The following is a 21968-nucleotide window of genomic DNA, read 5'->3' as shown; positions in this document are numbered from 1 at the left end:
TATCATATTCTTAATAAGTATAATGAGGTGATCATAATGAGAATGTTAGCTGTTTTATTTCTATTAACCTCCATTTTCCTTGCGGGATGTGGTACGGATGTAAAACAAAGCGCGAATGGATCAACTGAAGAAAATACAATAGAAGAAAACGAAACAACCGAAGCAACTGAAGAAGTAACAGAAACAGAAGAACCTCAAGAAGAAACAGGTGAAGTAACGGAAGAGGCTGAAGGGGAAGAAACAACGGAAGAACCTGCAATAGATTCTGAACAAGTGAGCACTGAAAGCCTAGAAGGTGTCTACATTGGACAAGTTGATACACACAGCATAGAAGTTGATCATGCGGATCACGGACCGATGATTTTCCAAACGCTAGAAGCTGATGTTGACTTTGATTCAATTAAAGAAGGTAGTAATGTAACACTAGAATATTATGTTGATGAAAATGGTCTAAATGTCTTGAAAACTATTACAGTTGTGAATTAATTTTAAGTCCCCACAATAAATTGTGGGGCTTTTTGTTCTATAAAATCAGGAATAAAAATGGTAAAAATGTTACACTCACCCTTTTGTTATTTAATGGTAAAATGGTTTAGCAGATTAATAAAAGGAGCGTGCAAAATGAAAAGATTCAATGTTATTCTATCTCTCATCTTTGCTTTTGTGCTTATGATACCAACCACAGGTACATATGCTGCATCGAACTCAAATTATCAACGTGCAGTTAGTGCGGGAGAAGAATTGAAAAAGGAATTATCAAAGTTTAATAGCTATATAAACTCAGGAAATTTATATAATGTGGATGCTCAATATGATTCGTTTACGAAAAAAATTCGCAATACAGAGTTACTAATTGGAAAAGTATCAGGTTCTTCAAACAGAAATTACTTAAATACGACGTATGTTCGTCCGGCTAAAATAGCAAAAGAACGTGTAATTTATGAAATTTCTCAAATAAGATTGCTATATATCATTGATAAACGCTTTGACTTAAATCAATTAGCTGAAGCGGAAAGTGATTACGCAAAGCTTGAAAGGCTACAAAAAAGAGCAAAGCAAATAAAAGAAGCTGGAGGATACGACACCCTACCTACATCCATCAATCGTTCTTTACATTGGTGGGAAAGCTATATTGTTGAGCGGCTTAACGCGAATACAAGTGAAGAAATCGTACCATCTGACATAGGGACCATTCACGACTTTTTAGTTTACTTGAATCATGTTTATATCAATGATAAAGGTAGCTTACTTGAGCTAAAAGGATGGACGATGGATCAACTCGGTGAAGACAGTTTCGGCTTTTTCTTAAGCTATTTCCCAAGAACTACCTTAGAAAAATTAGATGAAATCAACGCAAAGGGAAATGATGAAGCTGTTAGAGAATGGGCAACTAACATTGTGAAGGCAATTGATTACTTTTCAACTGAAAATGGAGCTGTTTGGCATGCGGATGCTTCTTCTGCTTGCCAAGGATATGTACCTTCCTCGTTCCCTGAAGATTCATATTGGTATTATGTAGGATCCTGTGGCTACACCTTCACTGTTTTTCATGCTGATTCTGAAAATAAAACGCCAAGTGTTTTCTATGATTGGTATTTAGAAAATAAAGATAATTATTAATTAAAGTAGGGCAGCCTAGAAGAGGGCTGCCCTTACCTTTTTAACTAATTTAATTTGCTTCTCGTTTCTGCTTCATAAGTTTCTAAGAAAAACTTCATACCTGGCAGATCTGGGTATTTTCCGGGGTAAAGCTTATTTCCTGCTTCCTTAATTTCAACTGCACGATTTTTTAACCGATCGAGTTTTTCTAGTTCCCTTAAAGCAGTTGTTTGATCGCTTTGAGAGATGAGGTGATTGATTTTGTTCAATAACTCATAGATGGAAACTTCATAAATAACCGTTTCTCGAACAATTTTTGCTTGCTTTACAAGTGCCTCAGCCATGTATTTGCGTGTTTCACTTCCATAAACCTTCCCTATTATGAGCTCTTCCTTTCTAATTTCAGCTGATAATAGATGATACGATGTAACTAGTTCAGGAGAAAATGCATCATTTTGTACAAACTCATAAACGTTGTTTCTCGTAGGTTCTACTTCATTTTTTCCATAATTAATAGCATCAATAAATTGAGCTGATCTTATTTGATAGGGTTTAACGGCATCTAGCCCTTGTTGTAGCTCATGTTTTTTCACACTTTGAAGGAGGTTGATTTTTGCTTGTGCGTTTAAAATAGCTGTTTTCGCAGCTGAATAATTTGAACTAAATTGTGGAGAAAGTGTTACTTCTTCTATAGAAGATGCAACGTATTTCCCTCTTAGCTTGTTGGAATTTATTTGAGCATCTGCTACAGCTTGACTTGCTGCTTTTTCAGCATGATCATTTAAAAGACTGTTAATTTGACTTGTCTTTCCAATCACAACTATCGGCTTTTTCTCAGGATCAATCCATGTTAAAAGCTTCTTAACATTTTCTTCTGCAAGAGCAACACAACCTGCTGTTGGACTTGTTGAGTTTCTCCAAACATGTAAGAAAATTGCACTTCCTTTTCCTTTCACTATCGGGTTCGTATTGTAGTTAATCGCTACTGCATATTTGTAAAGAGGCTGCTTTAAAATTTCATAGGAATTCCAACGTGTAGTAGGGTTTCCGTTATAAGTGACCCATTTGTTGTAATCAGGTGAAGCTGGGTCATCAATCCAATAATCATTTGCTGTGGTAGATCGGAATGGGAGCTTCACACCATTTGGCTTTTCACCCCAGCCAAAAGCGGTGCCAAGAGAGTACACTCCAGTTGGTGTAATTCCGTCACCTTCTTTTTGCTTAGTCGAAATACCGCTTTTACCAACGACGGCCGACATAGTTGGAAGAGCTTTTCTCCACTCGCCGTTTATTTTTTCATATGTTGTGACAACAGCACCGATACCACCATTGTTATTCACAAGGATGATCTGGTTTCCATCACTAATTTGTTTCATAGAATCAAAGCCATTCAGTTGACTGGCTGCATTTGAATGTTGTGGAATGATCGCAAAACAAACCACAAGTGCCAGGAAAAATAATAGCTGCTTCTTCAAAAAAATACCCTCCAATACCGTTTTCTTCTACTATATAAATCTACGATAAAATCATTAAATTTAAGTCTATAGACAAACCAAATAGAATACAAGGGTAATATTTGTTTAAAATTCCCAAATGTGCCTTAAATTTAACTTTCAAAATAAGAAAAAAATGATACAATTACTTATTAGTAATCTACTATCTATTACGAAAGAGGATAAACGATGAATAAAAGACAAGATCGTCATAGAAAGAAAAAAAAGAAAAAGAAATTTGTTAGAGGGTTTTTCTTCCTTCTAGTTCTTATACTTGGTTTTGCTGGTTATATTTTTTATCAATATTACACTGGCCTGCAGGCAGCAGGTGAGGGCTTTGATAAAAATGCTGCTACTGACTTTGACGGAGCAGCAGTCGATAAGTTAGGAAAAATCAATGTTCTGTTACTCGGGATTGATTCTCGAGGGGAAGAAAAGTCGCGTACTGATACAATCATGATTGCTCAATATGATACAAAAGAAGGAACAGCCAAGCTTGTATCGATCATGCGTGATACGTATGTTGAAATACCGGATTACAAAAACTATAAAGTAAACACAGCTTACTTCTTAGGTGGCCCTGAATTATTAAGGAAAACAATTCAAGAAAACTTTGGAATCGATCTTCATTATTATGCACTTGTTGACTTCAAAGGCTTCCAGCAGGTTGTCGATACACTTGCACCAGAAGGAATCGAGATGGACGTTGAACAAAGCATGTCCAAAAACATCGGTGTCAGCTTAGAGCCTGGTGTGCAAATGCTTGATGGAGCAGAGCTGCTTGGTTATGCACGATACCGCGCGGATGCGAAAGGTGACTTTGGACGAGTTGAACGTCAACAGAAAGTAATTAATGCTTTAAAAGACGAATTAATTAGTGTAAATGGTGTTACGAAGCTTCCTAAATTAATTGGAACGGTACAGCCATATATTGAAACAAATGTTGATGGTGCTGAAGTAATTGGGATTTTAAAAGACTTTGTTTTAAACACACCTGAGGACATTGAGACAATGACAATTCCGGTTGAAGGCTCGTATACAAGTAAAAGTTATTCTCACGCAGGTTCTGTATTGGAAATTGATATGGAAGAGAATAAAGCGGCGTTGGATGCGTTTTTGAATGGCGGTTCGTCGGTGGTGACGAGTGATTCGGATGAGGAACAGTAATTAGATTTTGAGGGAATGCTCAGGCCTTGTGGTGGCCTGGGCGTTTTTTGTTTAATGGGAGGAAGGGAAGTAGTTGTTTTTTAGCAGATGAAGACCAGAGTGGTGGTGGAGGGTCTTCTTAAGTTGGGTGAAGATAAAAGTGGTGGTGGAAATGGGGGGAGGTGGTCTTTATGAGGAAGATGAAGACCAAGGTGGTGTTGGAATAAGGATGAGATGGTCATCATAAGGAAGATGAAGACCAAGGTGGTGTTGGAATAAGGGTGAGATGGTCTTCATGTGGGAGATGAAGACCAAGGTAGTGCTGGAATAAGGGTGAGATGGTCTTCATGTGGGAGATGAAGACCAAGGTGAGAGTTAAAATTGGGGAAATTGGTTTTCATTAGATGATGAACGACAAACCACAATCCAAAAAAGAGGAAACTGTCGTTCATAAAGGAGATGAACGACAAAACGCTACCAAAAAAAGGGGAAACTGTCGTTCATAAAGGAGATGAACGACAAAACGCTACCAAAAAAAGAGGAAACTGTCGTTCATAAAGGAGATGAACGACAAAACGCTACCAAAAAAGAGGAAACTGTCGTTCATAAAGGAGATGAACGACAAAACGCTACCAAAAAATGGGAAACTGTCGTTCATAAAGGAGATGAACGACAAAACGCTACCAAAAAAAGAGGAAACTGTCGTTCATAAAGGAGATGAACGACAAAACGCTACCAAAAAAAGAGGAAACTGTCGTTCATAAAGGAGATGAACGACAAAACGCTACCAAAAAAAGAAGAACCTGTCGTTCATAAAGGAGATGAACGACAAAACGCTCACCAAAAAAAGGGGAAACTGTCGTTCATAAAGGAGATGAACGACAAAACGCTACCCAAAAAAGAGGAAACTGTCGTTCATAAAGGAGATGAACGACAAAACGCTACCAAAAAAAGGGGAAACTGTCGTTCATAAAGGAGGTGAACGACAAAACGCTACCAAAAAAAGAAGAAACTGTCGTTTATAAAGGAGATGAACGACAAAACGCTACCAAAAAAAGAAGAAACTGTCGTTCATAAAGGAGATGAACGACAAAACACCTTCCCCATAAGTTCTAACAGTCTCACACAAAACAAAAACAGCCCAATCTCACAAAAATTGGACTGCCCGCCATTCTAAAAACCACCTATTTCATATACTGCCCATCCGTCGCCTTCGGAAATCCAGCATTGTCCCACTTATGATCCTTCGCCAATTCACTATCCGTCACCAGGAAGTAATCATAACGCACATACCCTTTCTTATCCGGAACAGGATCATTCCAAGTAGCGTCGACGTTATACCACGCACCATCAATCTTCACTTTATTCCATGCATGAGCCCCACCGTTAGCTGTACCTGTTACATACTTCGTTTCAATATTCAACTTACTTAACAAATAAATCATAGCTTCAGTGTAACCCTCACAAACAGCTGTCCCTTTTATAAGTGCTCCATACACATTATAAGAGTCTTCAGGTAGAGAGCCTCGCAGATAATTATCATAATCATATGCCATGTTCAAAACTAGGTAATCATGAATGGCTTTCACCTTTTCGTACTCTGTCATACCAGGAGTAATGGTTTGAGCCAGAATCTGATTTGCCTTTTGCTCTAACTGACTCTTCATCGATAATATCGTACTCGTAGAGTAAAGATACTTAATTTCAAACCTGCCATCAGACCAGAACAAACTCCCTTTATAGCTAAAATAAAAAAGCTCTGGATGATCTTGAAGTACAGAATTAAATGTTTCAAAAACAACAGCTGAATCCTTTGAAAAACTTCCAACATTAATTTCAGGTTTTATACTAGAGATTCCATTATAAATAGAAGAATAAAGGCTCGGTACACTACCTGTTTCAATTTGATTTCTTAAGGTATTTTCATAGTTTGCAAGATAGCTATTTACAGCAACAGGCAGCGAAGCATATCCACCTGCATCCTTAATTTCAACAGCTCTCTTCTTTAAACGATCAAGCTTTGCTAGTAAACTTTTTGCTTCATTAAAGCTTCCTTTTTTCACATTTGCATCGATTTGCTCTAGCAAACGAAGCTGTGATACTTCATAAATGACACGTTCTCTTGAAATTTTGGCTGGTCTTACAAATTCGTTCAACAAATACTCCCGCTTTGAACTGCGCGGAACCTTTCCTATAGCTCTTTCTGTTTTTCCGATCATAGCAGAAAAATCATCATATAAAGAATCAACTACCTCGATATTCCCTTGATTGATTGCTTTATCAAATGCTGCTTGCTTCTGTTTTAATTGATTAGCTACGTTTAATGCATCTTTATATGGAACTTCCCAGGAACCAGCATAAGCCTGTACTTGTGAGAAGCAAAAAAACAGGATAACTAGTAACAAGGTTCTCCTTAGCATCAACATCCTTACTCCCACCTTTTCATAGAGTTACTAGAATTATAGCAAACTTTCATCAAAAACAATCAAACTTCCCCACAATGGAAAAATGTAAACAACGTTTTGACAATGTTTTTACATTTTTTACATAATTTTTACGACAATTTACATTAGATAAACACTTGGTTAACAAAACTCTATTAATATAATACTAGTATTTATGATAACTAGTAGGAGGATGAGCAATGAAAAGTAAAGATCTTTTCAAGAAATTAGTCCCGGTTACAATTCTATCTTCAGTAGCAATTGCGGGTGTTATTGGGGCAACATCAAACACAACTGTTTCTAGTGCGAAAAGTAAAGGCGATCCAGAAATTAAAAACGTTATCTTTTTAATTGGTGATGGTATGGGTCCATCTACAGTTGCGGCACACCGCTACATGAAGAATAATCCGAAAACAAAAGAAATGGAACCAACGGAATTCGACAAGTATTTAGTAGGTATGCAAACTACATATCCTGATGATCCTGCCCAAAACATTACTGACTCTGCATCTGCAGCAACAGCAATGGCATCAGGGATCAAAACGTATAACAATGCAATCGGTATGGACGCCGACAAAAACCCATACGAAACAGTTCTTGAGCAATCAAAAGAAATGGGGAAAGCAACTGGTTTAGTTGCAACTTCTGAGATTACACATGCTACACCAGCTGCTTATGGTGCACATGATGAGAGCCGTAAAAACATGGATGCAATCGCTGATGACTACTTTGATGAGCTAATAAATGGCCAACATAAATTAGACGTTCTTCTTGGCGGAGGATTAAAAAACTTCTCAGCTGATATTCGTAAAGATAAGCGTGACCTTGTAGGAGAATTCGCGGATGCAGGTTATACAACTGTATCAACAAAAGAAGAGCTTATGAACGATGATAGCGAGCAAATCTTAGGATTATTCGCTGATGGTGGTCTTCCAAAGATGATCGACCGTCCTGACAGCATTCCTTCTTTAGAAGAAATGACTGAAACAGCAATCGAGCGTTTAAGCAAAGATGAAGATGGTTTCTTCTTAATGGTTGAAGGAAGCCAAATCGACTGGGCTGAGCATGACAATGATGTTGTTGGCACAATGAGTGAAATGGAAGATTTCGAAAGAGCATTTAAAGCAGCAATCGACTTTGCTGAAAAAGATGGTCATACATTAGTTGTTACAACTGCTGACCATGCTACTGGTGGTTTATCTCTAGGTTCTAATACAAAAGCTGCTCCAAATGGAGACTATAACTTCCACGTAGCACCAATTAAAGCATTCTCAAAAACTCCTGACTTCATTGCAGCTGAAATCTTTGCTGCTGGCGACAAAGCTGATGTTGAAGGAATCATGAAAAAGTACATTGCAGCTGATTTCTACAGCAAGATCACTAAAGAAGAAATTCAGGCTGTGAAAGATGCAGCTGTTGCGAAAAACGGTACAGCTATCGATAATGCAATTGAAGCAATCGTAGATGACCATTCTGTTACTGGTTGGACTACTGGTGGACACACTGGTGAAGATGTACCTGTATATGCATATGGTCCACAAAGCGAGCGTTTTGCTGGATTAATCGACAATACAGATCAAGCAAAAATTATCTTTGATCTTCTTGAAGAAAACTATGTACCTGGTGATGACAATGAAGAAAAGCCAGAAACAGGTAAACATATTGGTCGTATCTTAATTAAGAATGACACAACTATGTATAAGCCTAATGGTGATGTATTCCGTACGTTAAAAGCTGGCGAAGGCATTCGCGTATTTAGCTCAGAAGACGGTGTGTATGACGTAGGTGGCGGCTATACTGTTAAGCATGATAATTCAAAAGTAGTATTCTATGTTGGTTTTGTTACTATTAAAGCTGATACTTCTTTAATGAAAGATGGTAAGGCTGAAAAAACACTTAAAAAAGGTAACATGTACCGTGTTTATAGTGTAGATGGAGATCAAATCCATGTAGGTGGCGGATACTACGTTCAAGCAGATAGCAAAGTATCTTATGCAAAACACTAAGATATAAAGAAAAAGCTTTGTGGGATCTTTCTCCTACAAAGCTTTTCCCTTAATCAATTCCTTCTATTAGGATAGCGGTTATTCTCTTTAGAAAGCTCATAATAATCCTCTGCTTTCTTAAAATCTCCAGTTTCTTCCGCAGCCTTACCAGCTTGATAAAGCAACCAAGCATGATTTGGTTCATATTGTAATGACTGTTCCAGTAGTCTTAATTTCTTATCTCCGATTACCAACTCATTTTCCACGGCAAAGCGGACATAATCAGTTTCCCATGCGTTTTTATCGATAGCCTTTAGAATCCATTGCTGTGCTTCTTCTCTAGTCAATGAACTGTTTGCTGCTTTATACGCTGAATCGGCATTCAGAAATTGATAGGATAACAAGGCACTACTAACAAGAAGGATAAATGTGCTTGATATCGCAATTTTGTTTTTTAAAGAAGATAGCTCCAACTTCTTTGGAGTGACTAAAAGACACAACAGAAAAAGTAAAAAGAAAGGATAGGAAAAAGTAAACTCCAACATTCCGTGTATTAATAAAAAGAGAAAAGCAGGAAACGCCGCTGCATGACTACGCAATAAACGATAGCCAACTTTAATTAAAATAATACAAACATAGATCAGTCCAACGATCCCAATTTCAATCCATATATTTAAAAAGCTATTATGAACTTCACTTGTTAAATACGGAGAAGATTGAATACGATACATGAACAGCTGCCAGGCTTTTCCGCCAAGTCCTATCCAGGTAAATTGCTCCCAATGTTCCAGCGAATCCTTCCAATACAGTACTCGCTCTGAAAACGTACCAACATCAAATCCTAAACGACGTTGTAAGGAGTCAGGTAAGATTCTGTAAAACAATCCTTTCCAATAAAGGTCACTCACTGTTAAAACGATAAAGACTATTAGGGCTAGTGGAAAGATATGACGGTTCTTAAGGTTAGGTACTTTCTCTAAAACTTTAAATCTGTCTCCAATCCAAACAATGATACCTAAGAACATCAGTGAAATTATCGATAAAAATGTAATTTTAATCGTACCACTTAACGTAAATAACATATAAAGAAGAGTTCCACCTGAAATCATAAAGGAGGATAAAAGAAAATATTGTACATGCCGATTTGCTGATACAACATAAAATGACATCACCCATACTGCGGCAAATAGAAGCCATGCCCCTCGAGACTCTGTTAATAAAAACAAAGGCCATGCCGGCAGGACAATGAAACTATGAAGGAAGTAAAGATGTTTTTTTGACTCCTTCATAGCTTGGACAAGATGAAACAAAATGATGGCAGCAAGAAAGGATGCAAAAGCATTTGGGTATTGCAAAAATCCTCCAAGGCGCTCACCAAGTCCGGAAAGTTCCTTAGATAAAGGTAAAATAAAATGTGGAAACGAAATGATTTTTATTAAAATAAAATAGGTTCCTATAATCATTGTCCAGCTTAGAGCAGTAAGGATTAGTGGTAGTTGCTGACTGGGGTTTTTTAGGTGAATAACTAACACGCCAAAAGCAATAACCGTACTCCAAACTAGAAATTGATCCAAGGTCCCCTGAACAGATTCAACACCAAAGAACAGAGTAAACAAGTATAAAAGAGGTATCGGCAATAACCATAGAGGAATATAAATAGGTTGATGACGTATGAAACGAATGAGTAAATAAATCCCTACGAAAGCAAACAGTACGAGGGAATATTTGTACATTAACTCACTAGGGTAAAGCCCGAAGCTTATGAGAGATAACAATAAAAAAAGATAAATGATAAATACCATTAGACGCACCTTCCGTAAACTACATAAGAAAAAGAAACAGCCATGTAGCTGTTCCTTCCTCTTTCTATAATCTTACCATAATAATCAACTAATACTTTAACGCATGTAATGTTGTTTTAATTTGATCAAGACTTTCAATATACTCACTTTGCGTTAAGAAGATTGTGTTTGTATTTGGATTTTCAGCTGATAATCTTATATACCCACCTGTATAACCCAAATTATATATTCCTAATTTGTCTCCATTATTTGAATAAACATAAGCTTTATTATCATCAAATGGAGTAAATAGAATCTTGTTATTAAGTGGATAAAGAGATGCCCACTCTGTATAAGGAATATTTGATTGCCAACTGAATTGGCCATTCGGTGTGATGCTTGCGATATATTCACTAGTATTCATATAAAGCTGGTTAGTAGAACTGAAGAAGCTGCTGTGAATATAGTCATCCGAAAAGTCAGGGATAATCTCAATCTCTTTTTGAATATTTCCATTAGCATCTAAAGAATAATAGTGTGAACCAGTTAAGATTAAAGTGCTTAGTCCATATTCACGTAAATCATATACATACCCAATATCATTTGCTTCCCAGTTCTTTTCGCCCTCAGGATTAAAAGAATAAAGGGTATCTATTGAAGAGAAATAATCATCTCCACCATAAATGATATTTACATACACATTATGATCAACTTTCAGTAGCTCAAAATGGTTAATGTAATTGATCTCTGGGTTGTCAATCGCTAGACTGTTAGTCCACTCTTCATTTCCTGTATTCGAATACTTTGTTAGCGTGCTATCTTTCCAATTGTTTATGTCGATATTTATCACATAAACTGATCCATTTGGTCCTAGTTTCATATCCCAGGCACCAGTCGGCTTAGAGAGTGAATATAGAAGCTTACCGCTAGATGAAACAGCATGAATTTTATCTTTTACAACTAAGTAAACTGTTCCGTTTTCGCCAATTAGGTAGAAATCTTCAAATTCCATGCTTTGATTTACTGAATAAGTCCATTCTTTTTTTCCATCGGTTGTGTAGGAAGTAACAGCTCCCTTTGTATAGTTAATTGTCACAATTCGCGGGTCCTTCTTTGTGCCGCCTAGTTCAACTCGGTGATCTTTTACAGTCCAAAGATTCTTTTTTGTTCCATTCTCATCAAAAGACATAATATCTGCCTTGTAGACTTCATCAACAATATTATAATTTCCATAAAGTAGGCTGCCGTCGTCTTGAACATTTCCTTCAAATAATGGTTCACCAGTAAATGAGGCTTTCCAACCGTCTTCAGGGTTGCTAGTGTTTAGTTCAGATTCAATGTTGCTTTCCCACTCTGTTAAGGTGTTAGTGATTGTTTCGGGAACAGCTTTATATCCGCCCGCTTCTTTAATTTCAACGGCTCTTTTCTTTAGGCGCTCTAACTTTTCTAAATTGCTTTGCACTTTATCGAGTTGGCCTTCAATATATTGCTTTTCGATAATGAGTAATAAACGGTATTGAGAAACCTCATAGATCACACGTTCTCTCGCAATTTTTGCGGGACGCACATAGGTATTGTTCAATTGATCTCGGTTAGATTTTCCAGAAACCTTTCCAATGGCTCTTTCCGTTTTTTTAATTTCATTTGACATAGCATCATATTGATTATGTATGTCCTCAATATCACCAGCGTTAATTGTTTGTTCAAATGATGACAGCTTTTTCAGAAGTCCTTGACCAAGTGCTTTTGCATCATCTTTTGCAGCTGCATGAGTGATGTTGGCACTGAAAATAAGAGTGAAAATAGCTGTTAAAAGAAATAGTGCTTTTTTCAATGGTTGAATCCTCCTATGAAATATAATTCAATAAACCTATGAATATATTACCATAAAATGAAAATATTTAAAGTTGCTTAGGAAAGGATCTAGTAGATAAATGGGAATGAAATCCTAATTCTAAAGTAGTGCTTGCATGATAAAATGACGAAGTAATCTATTATTTATTTTTACCGTAGAGGAGATCGTCTGTTGAAAAAATTACCGATTATTGCTTTATCCGTAGGTTTACTTGTAAGCCCTATTAGTCCATTAGCAACTGAAACAACTGCCTTAGCAGCTCAAAGTCATACCAACTATGATGCAGCTGTGGAGCAAGGTAGATCGTTAAATGCGATTCTATCAATTTATAACAATGCTATTAATAAAGGTGAGCTTATTACGATTGACATGTTTTATGATACGTTAACAAGTGAAATTCGTCAGCTAGAGATTAAGATCGGAAAGGTATCAGGAGCTTCGAATCGTGAAAGGTTAGCACAAACATACTTAGTTCCCGCAAAAATAGCTGTTGAGCGTACGATCTATGAGGTGTCTCAATCTCGATTAATGGATGTTATTATAGAAAATATTTTTAATTATGAATTTGGAAAAGTTGAAAGAAACACGGCGAAGCTTGAGCGGTTAAAACAACGCGCAGTAGCAATTAAACAAGCCGGTGGTTATGCAGCATTGCCAGCGGTTATTGACCAGGACTTAAGATATTGGGAAGCTGATTTACAAGGCTTTTATTTAAGTGAACTTCTTTACGAATATAGTGATGCTATTGATTATTATGAAGATATTGACATGGCAAACGAACTATACAACAACCTAACAAAGCAAATGAAGCTAACTCAACAAAAAATTGGGAAGGTAGCAGGAAAAGCATACCGTGCTGAGCTTGATGAATTCTATGTACTACCCGTAAAAATGGAAATTGAACGCACAATTTATGAAATTTCCCAATATCGTTTATTAAATATGATTTCTGATGACTTGTATTTAAATTCTGATACAGAAAAAGCACAAAAAGAATTTGCTAAACTTGAAAGATTAAAAAATAGAGCAGTCGAAATCAAAGCTACCGGTGGTTATGCAGAGCTTGTAGCAATTGAAGAGTATTTAAGGAATATGGAATTTGGGTTAACTGATTATCTTAACTTGTTGGTTAATGGAGGAGAGCTTCCAGTAGACACGGGTGATGCTGTTAATGAACTTTGGTCAGCCATTTCAAATAGTGACACAACGACTGTTCAAACTCTTCTTACTGAGAACACATTTAACTTAAATGAACTTGTTGTAACAGATAACACGATTAATTCGGACATGCTTGTTCTTCAATATGCTGCTGAGTATTCAAATGTGGATATTGTTAAATTACTAATTGATCACGGAGCCGATCCATTACAAACGAATATACATGGACAAGATGCAATGGGCAGTGCGATTATTGGCAACAATATTGAGATTGTTCAATATTTCTTAGACAACCATTTTGATGCGAGCTATGTGAATGTCGATGATAATGTGTTCCAGCGTACACCGTTAATGTATGCAGCTGGTCATGAAAGACCGGAAATTACTCAACTTTTGATTAATTCTGGTGCCGATTTTAATGCACAAGATCAAATGGGACAAACTGCACTTATGTGGGCTGCTTCTTATAATCATGTTGAAACAGCTAGAGTCCTACTTGAAAACGGAGCAGATACAACACTTGTTGATGGAAGTGGTTTAACTGTTTTTGATATGCCTTCTGCTGATTATGAAAATTATGAGGCGATGGTGGCTTTATTAGATTCCTATAGATAATAGATGTAACAGAGAGCAAAGACGCTCTCTGTTATTTTTTATGGGTTTGCACCTTTTCAACATAAAACGATAGAAACCTAAATAGTGTAATAGTATAATTATCCTATTATTAGAAAAAAAGGGACACATTGTAGTAAATGTAGGAGGTAAACATGCGAACAGCAAAAGCACTACTATCTATTATTTTATTTCTATCACTTTTTTCATTCTCGTATCCAACACATGCAGCAAATACTGCACTTAAAGATGCTGAAAATGTAGGGAGTATGCTGCTGCAAAGGCGCGCCAATATGGAGGCAGCTATCAACAAAGGTGACCTGGAAACAATTGATATGCTTTATAACGATTTCACAGCATATATCACCAAAACGGAGCGGGCAATTGGTAAGGTATCCGGGAGCTCTACTCGTTCAAAGCTACTTAACAAATATGTAAAGCCATCAAAAATAACAAAAGAACGAGTGATTTATGAAGTATCACAAATTAGATTATTGGATATCATCGAAAGATCTTACTTTGATGGGAATGGACAAAAAGCAACAAGTGATTTAAAGAAATTAGAGCGTTTAAAGAAAAGAGCCGTTGATATTAAAAAAGCTGGAGGCTATGCACAACTGCCGGCTTCCGTTACAACGTTTTTAACGAAAACGGAAAATCGAGTAAAAAATACGAATCTTGTTCAAAAGTTAGGTCCTCAATTAACAAATATTAATGTATCAGTTGCAACGTTTGGCACGAGCTCAAATGGAGAACACCTTATGCTATCTGTTCTACAAGGACTTCCGGCGACGTTAGCTGTAACAAATCTTTATACAAAAGAACTAGTTGACGTAGAACCTCTTGCGAACACAACGGCAGGCTGGTCAATTAAAGAAGGTCCTGCAGGTACGTTTTTCATCGGAACCACACCAAACGAATTATTATACAAATACGATGTGAACAAAAAACAGCTTACGAAAATTGGAAAAGCTACAACAGAAAATAACACGGTTATTTGGGATCTTGATTATTCAAGCTCAAGCAATGCGTTTTATGGTGTTACTTCAAATGAAGGAAAGGCCTTTAAATTTGTTGATGGCAAAGGCTTTTATGATTACGGCACGATTCTTTCAGGTAAAAAGGATGCGAAGAGTGTTGCTTATGGAGACAATGATTATCTCTTTGTTGGCTTAGGTTCTCCGGCAGAGCTTGTTGCACTTAATGTGAAAACGAGAAAAAAAGAGCTGCTCTTACCGAGTGCTTATAAAAATGAAAAGAACATTCAAGCTTTAGATGTTGTTGACAATCTTTTGTTTGTGAAGGTAAATCCAAGCGGAAAGATTTTATACTATGACGTGAATTCAAGGAAATATCTTGGTGAATTTGCAGCAGACTCTTTTGGTGTATCCGCGAAATCGCCTAGAGGAAATGTTGTGTACTATGGCTATCAAAATTCGATCTATTCGTTTAACTTAACAACGAAGGAACGTAAGCTTTTGGTAGATCGTAAGGTTCCGGGTACAATTGTTTCCTTTGATTTTATCGATAACGATACACTTGTGGGCAAATTAGGTAGTAATGAGCGTTATTTTACGTATGATTTAGACAGTCAGCAATTTCAACATGATTTAATGACTCTACCTGCCCAACCGATTGAATTACATCATATTGGTTCTGATGGTCAGGGAAATGTGTTTAGCAGTGGATTTTTAAATGGTAGTCTTGGTATTTATTCACCGAGCACGAAGAAAACCGAGGTAAAAGGAACAACTGGTCAGGTAGAAGGCTCTGCTTATATTAACGATAAGATGTATTTGGGTGTTTATCCGCAAGCGAAGATGATTGAGTACAACCGATCTACTGGTACATCTAGAGAGCTTCTTAATTTAAGTGGATATGGGCAAGATCGACCAAGTGCTGTTCTTCATCTTCCGAATACAAATAAATTATATATCGGAACAACACCACGTTCAGGGTATAGTGGTGGAGCGTTAGCGATTCTTGATGTTGGTTCGAATAAAGCCACAGTTAAAAATCAGCTGATTAAAGATCAGAGCATTGTGTCATTATCATATTCAAAATCCCAGGGAAAAATCTATGGAGGAACATCTATTTTTGGAAAACCAAATGTAGATCCTGCTAAAACGAACGCAACATTGTTTACAGTTGCTGCGAATAATGCAAATGCAGCCCCTGTTATATTAAAGATGCCATTTAAAAATATCCGTTTTTATTCAGCTCTTGCTGTGGCAAATGACGGAATGATTTGGGGATTAGCAGATGAAATTCTTTATGCTTACCATCCTGCTAAAGGTGTCGTGTTCAGCAAGAAAATTGTGAACGATGTTTCAGGTCATTCACCAAATGGTTCCTTATTAATAGGAAAAGACGGATACCTCTACGGAGTTGTCGAAGGAACGATCTTCAAAATGAATCCGAAAAATCATAGACTCACCTATTTACGTCAAAAACGAGATGTAAAACAAGTGATTCAATCTCCAGATGGAACGATTTATTTTCATGATGGAGTTAGTTTGTGGAAGTACTCCCTTTAATATGATTTAGTAAAACACCTTGTATTCCTTACAAATACAAGGTGTTTTTTATTCATAAAATAAGAGATATTGTACAGGCTAATCAATAATATCTGTCAGTGGGAGTGTCATCCATGGAATTATTTGAACGACATAAAATCATAACGACGGACAATGAAGTTGTGATTACTCTTTATTTAGATTCTTTTTCAACAGAGTTTTCTAGTGAATTAGGATTTAAAGGGAAAATAGATGATTTACATGCAACGGCAAAGGAATATATTCAAAAACGTTTTCCGGATATTAAACATGCGACAGTAAAGGTTGTAGCAGGAGTTGTACTTGTTTCAGCTTTTTCTCTTCATACGACGCAAAAAGCTTCGGCACATGTTGCTGATTTTAATATGACATATTTGTACTTTGGGAATACCAAAAGCTACATAAGTCAGATTGATCGCACGGGTGGAAACCTTAATCTTGTTTCTCCAAGCTATTTTGATTTGAATAGTGATGGCTCATTAAAATTAACATCTCAAGTTGATAAAACATTTGTAAACGAAATGCATAATCGTGGGATTAAGGTTGTGCCATTCTTAAGTAATCACTGGGATCGGACATTAGGGAGAACAGCATTAGCTAATCGTGAACAGCTGTCTCAACAAATTGCAGATGCAATCGTTACTTACAATTTAGATGGAGTTCAGGTTGATATAGAAAATGTAACAGATGTTGATCGGGACAATTATACCGACTTAGTTCGACTACTAAGAGAGAAGATACCTGCAGATAAGGAGGTTTCTGTTGCAGTAGCGGCCAATCCTTATGGGTGGAATAAAGGCTGGCACGGCTCCTATGATTATAAACAGCTAGCCCAATACTCCAGCTATATTATGATAATGGCCTATGATGAAAGCTTTCAGGGAAGTCCTGAGGGTCCTGTCGCAAGTCTTTCGTTTGTAGAAAACTCGATTAAGTATGCATTAGGTGAAGAGGTTTCTCCAGAAAAAATTGTGCTTGGAATTCCTTTTTACGGTCGTTACTGGAAGCAAGGAGAAAGTTATGGAGGCTATGGACTATCAAATAGCAGGGTAAGTGAAATTACAAGTAAATATAAAACAACTACAACCTATGATACAAAAAGTCAGTCACCGATGATGACTTTTGAAGTAAAATCAACAGATCCAATTATGACGGTGGCGGGAAGAACATTAACCGCTGGTACTTATCATCTTTGGTATGAAAATGAAAGGTCCATTCAAGCAAAAGTGAATTTAGTTCATAAGTATGGTTTAAAGGGAACAGGAAGCTGGAGTCTAGGGCAAGAGGACCCGAGTATATGGGAGAATTATCGAGCTTGGTTAACAACCCATACTACAACAGTCGATAGTGATCAAAGTCCAGCTGTGGAGGAGCCAGCAGGGGATAGCACAACCTACGTTGTCCGTGGAGGAGATACATTATCTAGTATTGCCAAAAAGTTTGGATTAACAGTTACACAGCTAAAGGAGTACAACTCGTTAACGACAGATGTTATTTATATCGGACAACTTCTTTATTTGGTTCCTAACGAAGAAAATACACCGATCATTATTCCAAATACAACTCTTCCGACAAACCATGGCCAGATTATTGGAAGGCTGTACTTAAAGGAAGATACACAGCTACTAAAAAAGCAGCCAAATGGTTCCTATTTTAATTATAAGCTGCTCAAAAAAGGCGAAGTGATTAATGTGTTTGGCGCTCAAGGAAATAAATATGATGTTGGCGGTGGATATTATATAGAAAAAACAGACCGAATGAGTCTTCACATTGGGCGGTTATTGATAAAGAATCGGGAAGTGTTATATAAGCCGGATGGTACGTTTTATCGGTACTTAGAAAAAGGGGAAGCAATAAAGGTATTTTCCTATGATGAAAATAAGTATAATGTTGGTGGGGGCTATTATATCAAACCAACTGACAATGTGTTATTTTATGAGGGGTTTTTAAAGCCAAAAAGCTATCTAACTTTATATAAACCGAATGGGGCGGTACACAGACAAATTCGTCCTGATGAATATATCCGAGTTTACAGTATTGATGGTGACAGATTTTACGTTGGTGGAGGATATTATATAAAAATTGATCGGAATTTAGCTTCGTTTGTGAGACATTAAGATGAAAAATAGGTATCAACATAAAGACCTCCACTTGGAGGCCTTTATGTTAATCATACACTTGTCTAAAAGAAAAATCCAAACCCTATAGTAAAACGAAAATGATGTCATAATTATGGAAAGCCGTCCAACAATATGGAATACTACCATATTTATGAAACCACGGGAACAAAGACTATTTTACCACATTTCAGGGAAAATTATGCTGTTTTTTCACAATTTATTAAGAAAGTTTTTTCTTTATTTTTCAGTGGGGAAAAAAATAAGGACTTCTAGAAAAATCAAGGGTTTATTATGGTTTTTATATAAAATTTATTTAGAAAAAAACGTTAATTAACATAACTATTAACAAAATGTTCCATAAAGTTTAACAATAAATCCCTTTAAAATATTAGGAAAGTCACATAGAATAAAAGGTAGAAAGAGACTATCAAATTTCGTCGAGGAGTAGGAGATTTTGTTTAATTTTAGGAGAGTTATTTATTTGGGTTTGTTAATCATGTGTATAAGCTTCATTATACCATCTATTAAGGGACAAGCTGCCTCGAATTCTGAGGAGTCAAATTTCGAGAATTTGGGTCCTAAAGTAGAGTATTTAAATGTAATTAGAGGAAAAAGTGTTACCGTTCAAGGGAAAACGTATTATGTAGCTCTGTTACAAGGAGAGCCTGCAAAAGTAGCGGTAGTAGATTATCAAACAAAGAAAGTGATTGATTTAAAGGAACTTGAAGGAGCAAAGGCTGCTTGGTCAATTGAAGCAACTTCTGACGGACAGGTTTACATTGGAACAACTCCAAATGAACATGTGTACAAATATGATTTACTAACGAATAACCTAGAAGACCTTGGTAAGGCAACTACGAATTCGGACACTGTTATTTGGGATTTGAATTACGATGAGAAAAATGATCGATTATTTGGTGTTACTTCTTATGGTGGTCGAGTATTTTCTTACAATCAAGAAGAAGGCTTTAAAGATTTTGGCACAGTAATGCAAGGTAGACAATATGCGAGAAGCGTTGTTTATGATGAAGCTGAGGATACCTTATATGTAGGAGTTGGATCACCTGCAGCACTGATTAAGTGGAACTTAATTACAAATGAAAAAACAAATCTTTTAGAAGACTATACAAAATCTAGCTCATCTGTTTATGATCTTGATATCGTAGACGGACAGTTGTTCGCAAAGATGGAAGGAACAAATGAGATCCTTCATTATGATCTTGAAACAGATGAAATGGTAAATCAGTTTAAGGCTGATTCTAGAGGGGTTTCACAAAAGAAGGCAAATGCGACAACTGTATTTTACAGCTTAAAAGGATCTTTATACGAATACAACTATGTATCAAAATCGAGTAAAGAAATCCAATCAGATTTAAACGGATCCAGTGCTGTGTCACTAGATATCATTCCGGATGAAGGTAAAGTAATTGGATTGGCAGGAAATCTCGGTAAATTTTATGACTATAATTATCAAACTGATCGGTTCTCATTAACTGTATTAAAGCTTCCACCACAGTTTGTTGAAATTTTTCGAATCGGAAGTAGTTCAACAGGCGATATTTATAGCTCAGGGTTTATTTCTGGCTATTTATCTAGATATACTCCGTCTATCGCCATGAATCAAACCTTTAGTGGAATTGGACAAGTAGAAGGAATCACTGAATCCAACGGAAAGCTATATTTTGGAACATATCCTAATGGCGATATTTACGAATATGATCCAACTGAAGTATGGAGTAAAGGAACGAATCCGAAAAAAATTCTTTCATTATCAAGTGATGGTCAATCTCGTCCATCAGCTCTTGTCGCAGATGATGAAAACAACCGTTTATTCATCGGCTCTGTTCCAAAACGAGGAGAACATTCAGGTTTAGTGACGATTTATGATACGAAAAATCAAGAAATCATAGACCAAATCGTATTAAAAGAAGGACAAAGTGTTGTATCAGCTACATATGATAAAGAAAAGAATATTTTATATGCTGGTACGTCTGTTTATGATGGCACAGGTGTAAAAACCGAGGATAGTGCGAGTATTTTTAAAATCGACTTAAATCAAGAGACTTATACAGCTGAAGAAGTATCAATTTCTAACGGATACAGCATCATGGTTTCTGCATTAAAATGGGATGAAGATGGGAAGATATTTGGAATCGTTGATAATAAGTTTATTGTGTATTATCCACGAGTAGAGTCTGCCCCAGAGCCTGAGCCGGAAACGGAAGAAGATACTGAAACAGATACTGAGGAAGATACAGAAACAAATCCGGAAACAGATTCCAAGCCTGAACCTGAAGTTGAACCAGAACGAATTGATATTTATCCGATCATTCCTGAGAGTGTATTAGGAATGGGGAAGAATGAATCATTAATTGATGGTGAAGATGGTTATTTATATGGAACTGTTCAAAATACACTATTTAAGGTAAGTCTTACTAATTTTTCGATTAAGATTTTTAGACAAGGTGATGTAAATACATTAGCTAAAGGTAATGATGGCTACTTATACTTTAATAGTGGAGCTAACTTGTGGAGAGTGAAGCAATCTAAGTTAACGAATGACAAGGCGATTGAGCCGACGCAAATTCAACTGCCACATGTCACAGTAACTGAATCACCATTCCCAATTGCGCGTGTTTATACGAAAAAACCTGTTGTTCTTTATAAAAAGGTAGCAGGAAATATGGTGCCGTATAAAAACCTACAATCTAAGCAAGCATTTAGAGTATACGGTTTAGAAGGCCAATATTATCATACTGGTGGCGGCTATTATATTTATCATGAGGCTTCAAAAACATCTGCCTATATTGGTAGAGTGTTTACGAGTATACCGACTCAAATTTATACTCCTACCGGCGAGCCATTTAGAATGATGCTCCCTGGAGAAGAAATTAAGGTGTTTAACTATGATAATGAAAAGTATGATGTTGGTAATGGTTATACGATTGCTAAATCCGCAGAAGTGACCTATTTTACTGGTGCAGTCAAGCTACTGGGTGATACGGAGCTTTACAAATATGGTGAAGAAGAACCTGTTCTTACTTTATCAGCAGGTGAAGAGCTGTTTATCTCCAATACAGATGGAAATAAATTAGAGATTGGAAACGGGTATTACATCTTGTATGATAAAAGTAGTATGGAATACAGTAAGAGTTAAGTCATATAAAGACTGACCTGGTTTGGGTCAGTCTTTCTATTATCTTTTAATAAAGGGAGGCAG

At 36.6% G+C, this 21968-nt stretch carries 12 protein-coding genes and 1 pseudogene; 9 read left to right on the top strand and 4 right to left on the bottom strand.

What is annotated here, in order from left to right; genetic code table 11:
• Positions 1-36: 36 nt before the first annotated feature.
• Both D9842_RS17855 and D9842_RS17850 read left to right on the top strand, forming a co-directional pair.
• Positions 37-486, top strand: a complete 450-nt coding sequence (locus D9842_RS17855) for a hypothetical protein (protein WP_121663675.1) — start codon at positions 37-39, stop codon at positions 484-486.
• A 135-nt stretch (positions 487-621) separates the two neighbouring features.
• Positions 622-1620 (top strand): hypothetical protein, encoded by a 999-nt coding sequence (locus tag D9842_RS17850; protein ID WP_121663674.1) that lies wholly within the window; start codon positions 622-624, stop codon positions 1618-1620.
• A 44-nt stretch (positions 1621-1664) separates the two neighbouring features.
• On the opposite strand, the gene D9842_RS17845 is transcribed toward D9842_RS17850, so the two are convergent.
• Positions 1665-3074, bottom strand: coding sequence for a L,D-transpeptidase family protein (locus D9842_RS17845; RefSeq protein WP_162987484.1), 1410 nt, complete (start codon positions 3072-3074; stop codon positions 1665-1667).
• A gap of 207 nt (positions 3075-3281) precedes the next feature.
• Between D9842_RS17845 and D9842_RS17840 the strand changes: the two genes are divergently transcribed.
• Positions 3282-4259: an LCP family protein gene (locus D9842_RS17840; protein ID WP_121663673.1), complete on the top strand. Its 978-nt coding sequence runs from the start codon at positions 3282-3284 to the stop codon at positions 4257-4259.
• A gap of 490 nt (positions 4260-4749) precedes the next feature.
• Positions 4750-4950 carry a hypothetical protein gene (locus D9842_RS17835; RefSeq protein WP_162987483.1) on the top strand — a complete coding sequence of 67 codons (201 nt, stop codon included), beginning with the start codon at positions 4750-4752 and terminating at the stop codon, positions 4948-4950.
• Between the two features lie 472 nt (positions 4951-5422).
• Here the strand turns inward: D9842_RS17835 and D9842_RS17825 are convergent, their stop codons facing one another.
• Positions 5423-6664 carry a transglutaminase domain-containing protein gene (locus tag D9842_RS17825; RefSeq protein ID WP_121663670.1) on the bottom strand — a complete coding sequence of 414 codons (1242 nt, stop codon included), beginning with the start codon at positions 6662-6664 and terminating at the stop codon, positions 5423-5425.
• Positions 6665-6882: 218 nt separating this feature from the next.
• Between D9842_RS17825 and D9842_RS17820 the strand changes: the two are divergent.
• Positions 6883-8292: pseudogene (locus tag D9842_RS17820) on the top strand (alkaline phosphatase); the annotation flags it as partial.
• Positions 8293-8741: 449 nt separating this feature from the next.
• Here the strand turns inward: D9842_RS17820 and D9842_RS17815 are convergent.
• Positions 8742-10469 (bottom strand): O-antigen ligase family protein, encoded by a 1728-nt coding sequence (locus tag D9842_RS17815; protein WP_121663668.1) that lies wholly within the window; start codon positions 10467-10469, stop codon positions 8742-8744.
• A gap of 88 nt (positions 10470-10557) precedes the next feature.
• On the bottom strand, positions 10558-12282 hold the full coding sequence (locus D9842_RS17810) for a PQQ-like beta-propeller repeat protein (protein WP_121663667.1): 1725 nt from the start codon (positions 12280-12282) through the stop codon (positions 10558-10560).
• Between the two features lie 192 nt (positions 12283-12474).
• Between D9842_RS17810 and D9842_RS17805 the strand changes: the two genes are divergently transcribed.
• The 4 genes from D9842_RS17805 (at position 12475) to D9842_RS17790 (ending at position 21905) form a co-directional block, all read left to right on the top strand.
• The gene (locus tag D9842_RS17805; protein ID WP_121663666.1) at positions 12475-14076 is read left to right on the top strand and encodes an ankyrin repeat domain-containing protein; all 1602 of its coding nucleotides are present in this window, start codon (positions 12475-12477) and stop codon (positions 14074-14076) included.
• A 152-nt stretch (positions 14077-14228) separates the two neighbouring features.
• A complete protein-coding gene (locus D9842_RS17800) occupies positions 14229-16610 on the top strand; it encodes a hypothetical protein (RefSeq protein ID WP_121663665.1) in 2382 nt (793 codons plus the stop codon).
• A 113-nt stretch (positions 16611-16723) separates the two neighbouring features.
• Positions 16724-18745 carry a glycosyl hydrolase family 18 protein gene (locus D9842_RS17795; protein ID WP_121663664.1) on the top strand — a complete coding sequence of 674 codons (2022 nt, stop codon included), beginning with the start codon at positions 16724-16726 and terminating at the stop codon, positions 18743-18745.
• A 484-nt stretch (positions 18746-19229) separates the two neighbouring features.
• Positions 19230-21905 (top strand): ligand-binding sensor domain-containing protein, encoded by a 2676-nt coding sequence (locus tag D9842_RS17790; RefSeq protein WP_121663663.1) that lies wholly within the window; start codon positions 19230-19232, stop codon positions 21903-21905.
• Positions 21906-21968: the final 63 nt, after the last annotated feature.

Origin of the sequence: Metabacillus litoralis, assembly GCF_003667825.1 — a bacterium.
Classification (GTDB): domain Bacteria; phylum Bacillota; class Bacilli; order Bacillales; family Bacillaceae; genus Metabacillus; species Metabacillus litoralis_B.
Note: the sequence above shows the minus strand (reverse complement) of the source record. Positions and strands in the feature narration are given on the sequence as shown.

What these genes read in the sequence shown, in the direction of transcription:
- D9842_RS17855 (WP_121663675.1), top strand. Translation starts at nt 37, where the DNA reads ATGAGAATGTTAGCTGTTTTATTTCTATTAACCTCCATTTTCCTTGCG.
- D9842_RS17850 (WP_121663674.1), top strand. Translation starts at nt 622, where the DNA reads ATGAAAAGATTCAATGTTATTCTATCTCTCATCTTTGCTTTTGTGCTT.
- D9842_RS17840 (WP_121663673.1), top strand. Translation starts at nt 3,282, where the DNA reads ATGAATAAAAGACAAGATCGTCATAGAAAGAAAAAAAAGAAAAAGAAA.
- D9842_RS17835 (WP_162987483.1), top strand. Translation starts at nt 4,750, where the DNA reads ATGAACGACAAAACGCTACCAAAAAAAGAGGAAACTGTCGTTCATAAA.
- D9842_RS17825 (WP_121663670.1), bottom strand. Translation starts at nt 6,664, where the DNA reads ATGTTGATGCTAAGGAGAACCTTGTTACTAGTTATCCTGTTTTTTTGC.
- D9842_RS17815 (WP_121663668.1), bottom strand. Translation starts at nt 10,469, where the DNA reads ATGGTATTTATCATTTATCTTTTTTTATTGTTATCTCTCATAAGCTTC.
- D9842_RS17800 (WP_121663665.1), top strand. Translation starts at nt 14,229, where the DNA reads ATGCGAACAGCAAAAGCACTACTATCTATTATTTTATTTCTATCACTT.
- D9842_RS17795 (WP_121663664.1), top strand. Translation starts at nt 16,724, where the DNA reads ATGGAATTATTTGAACGACATAAAATCATAACGACGGACAATGAAGTT.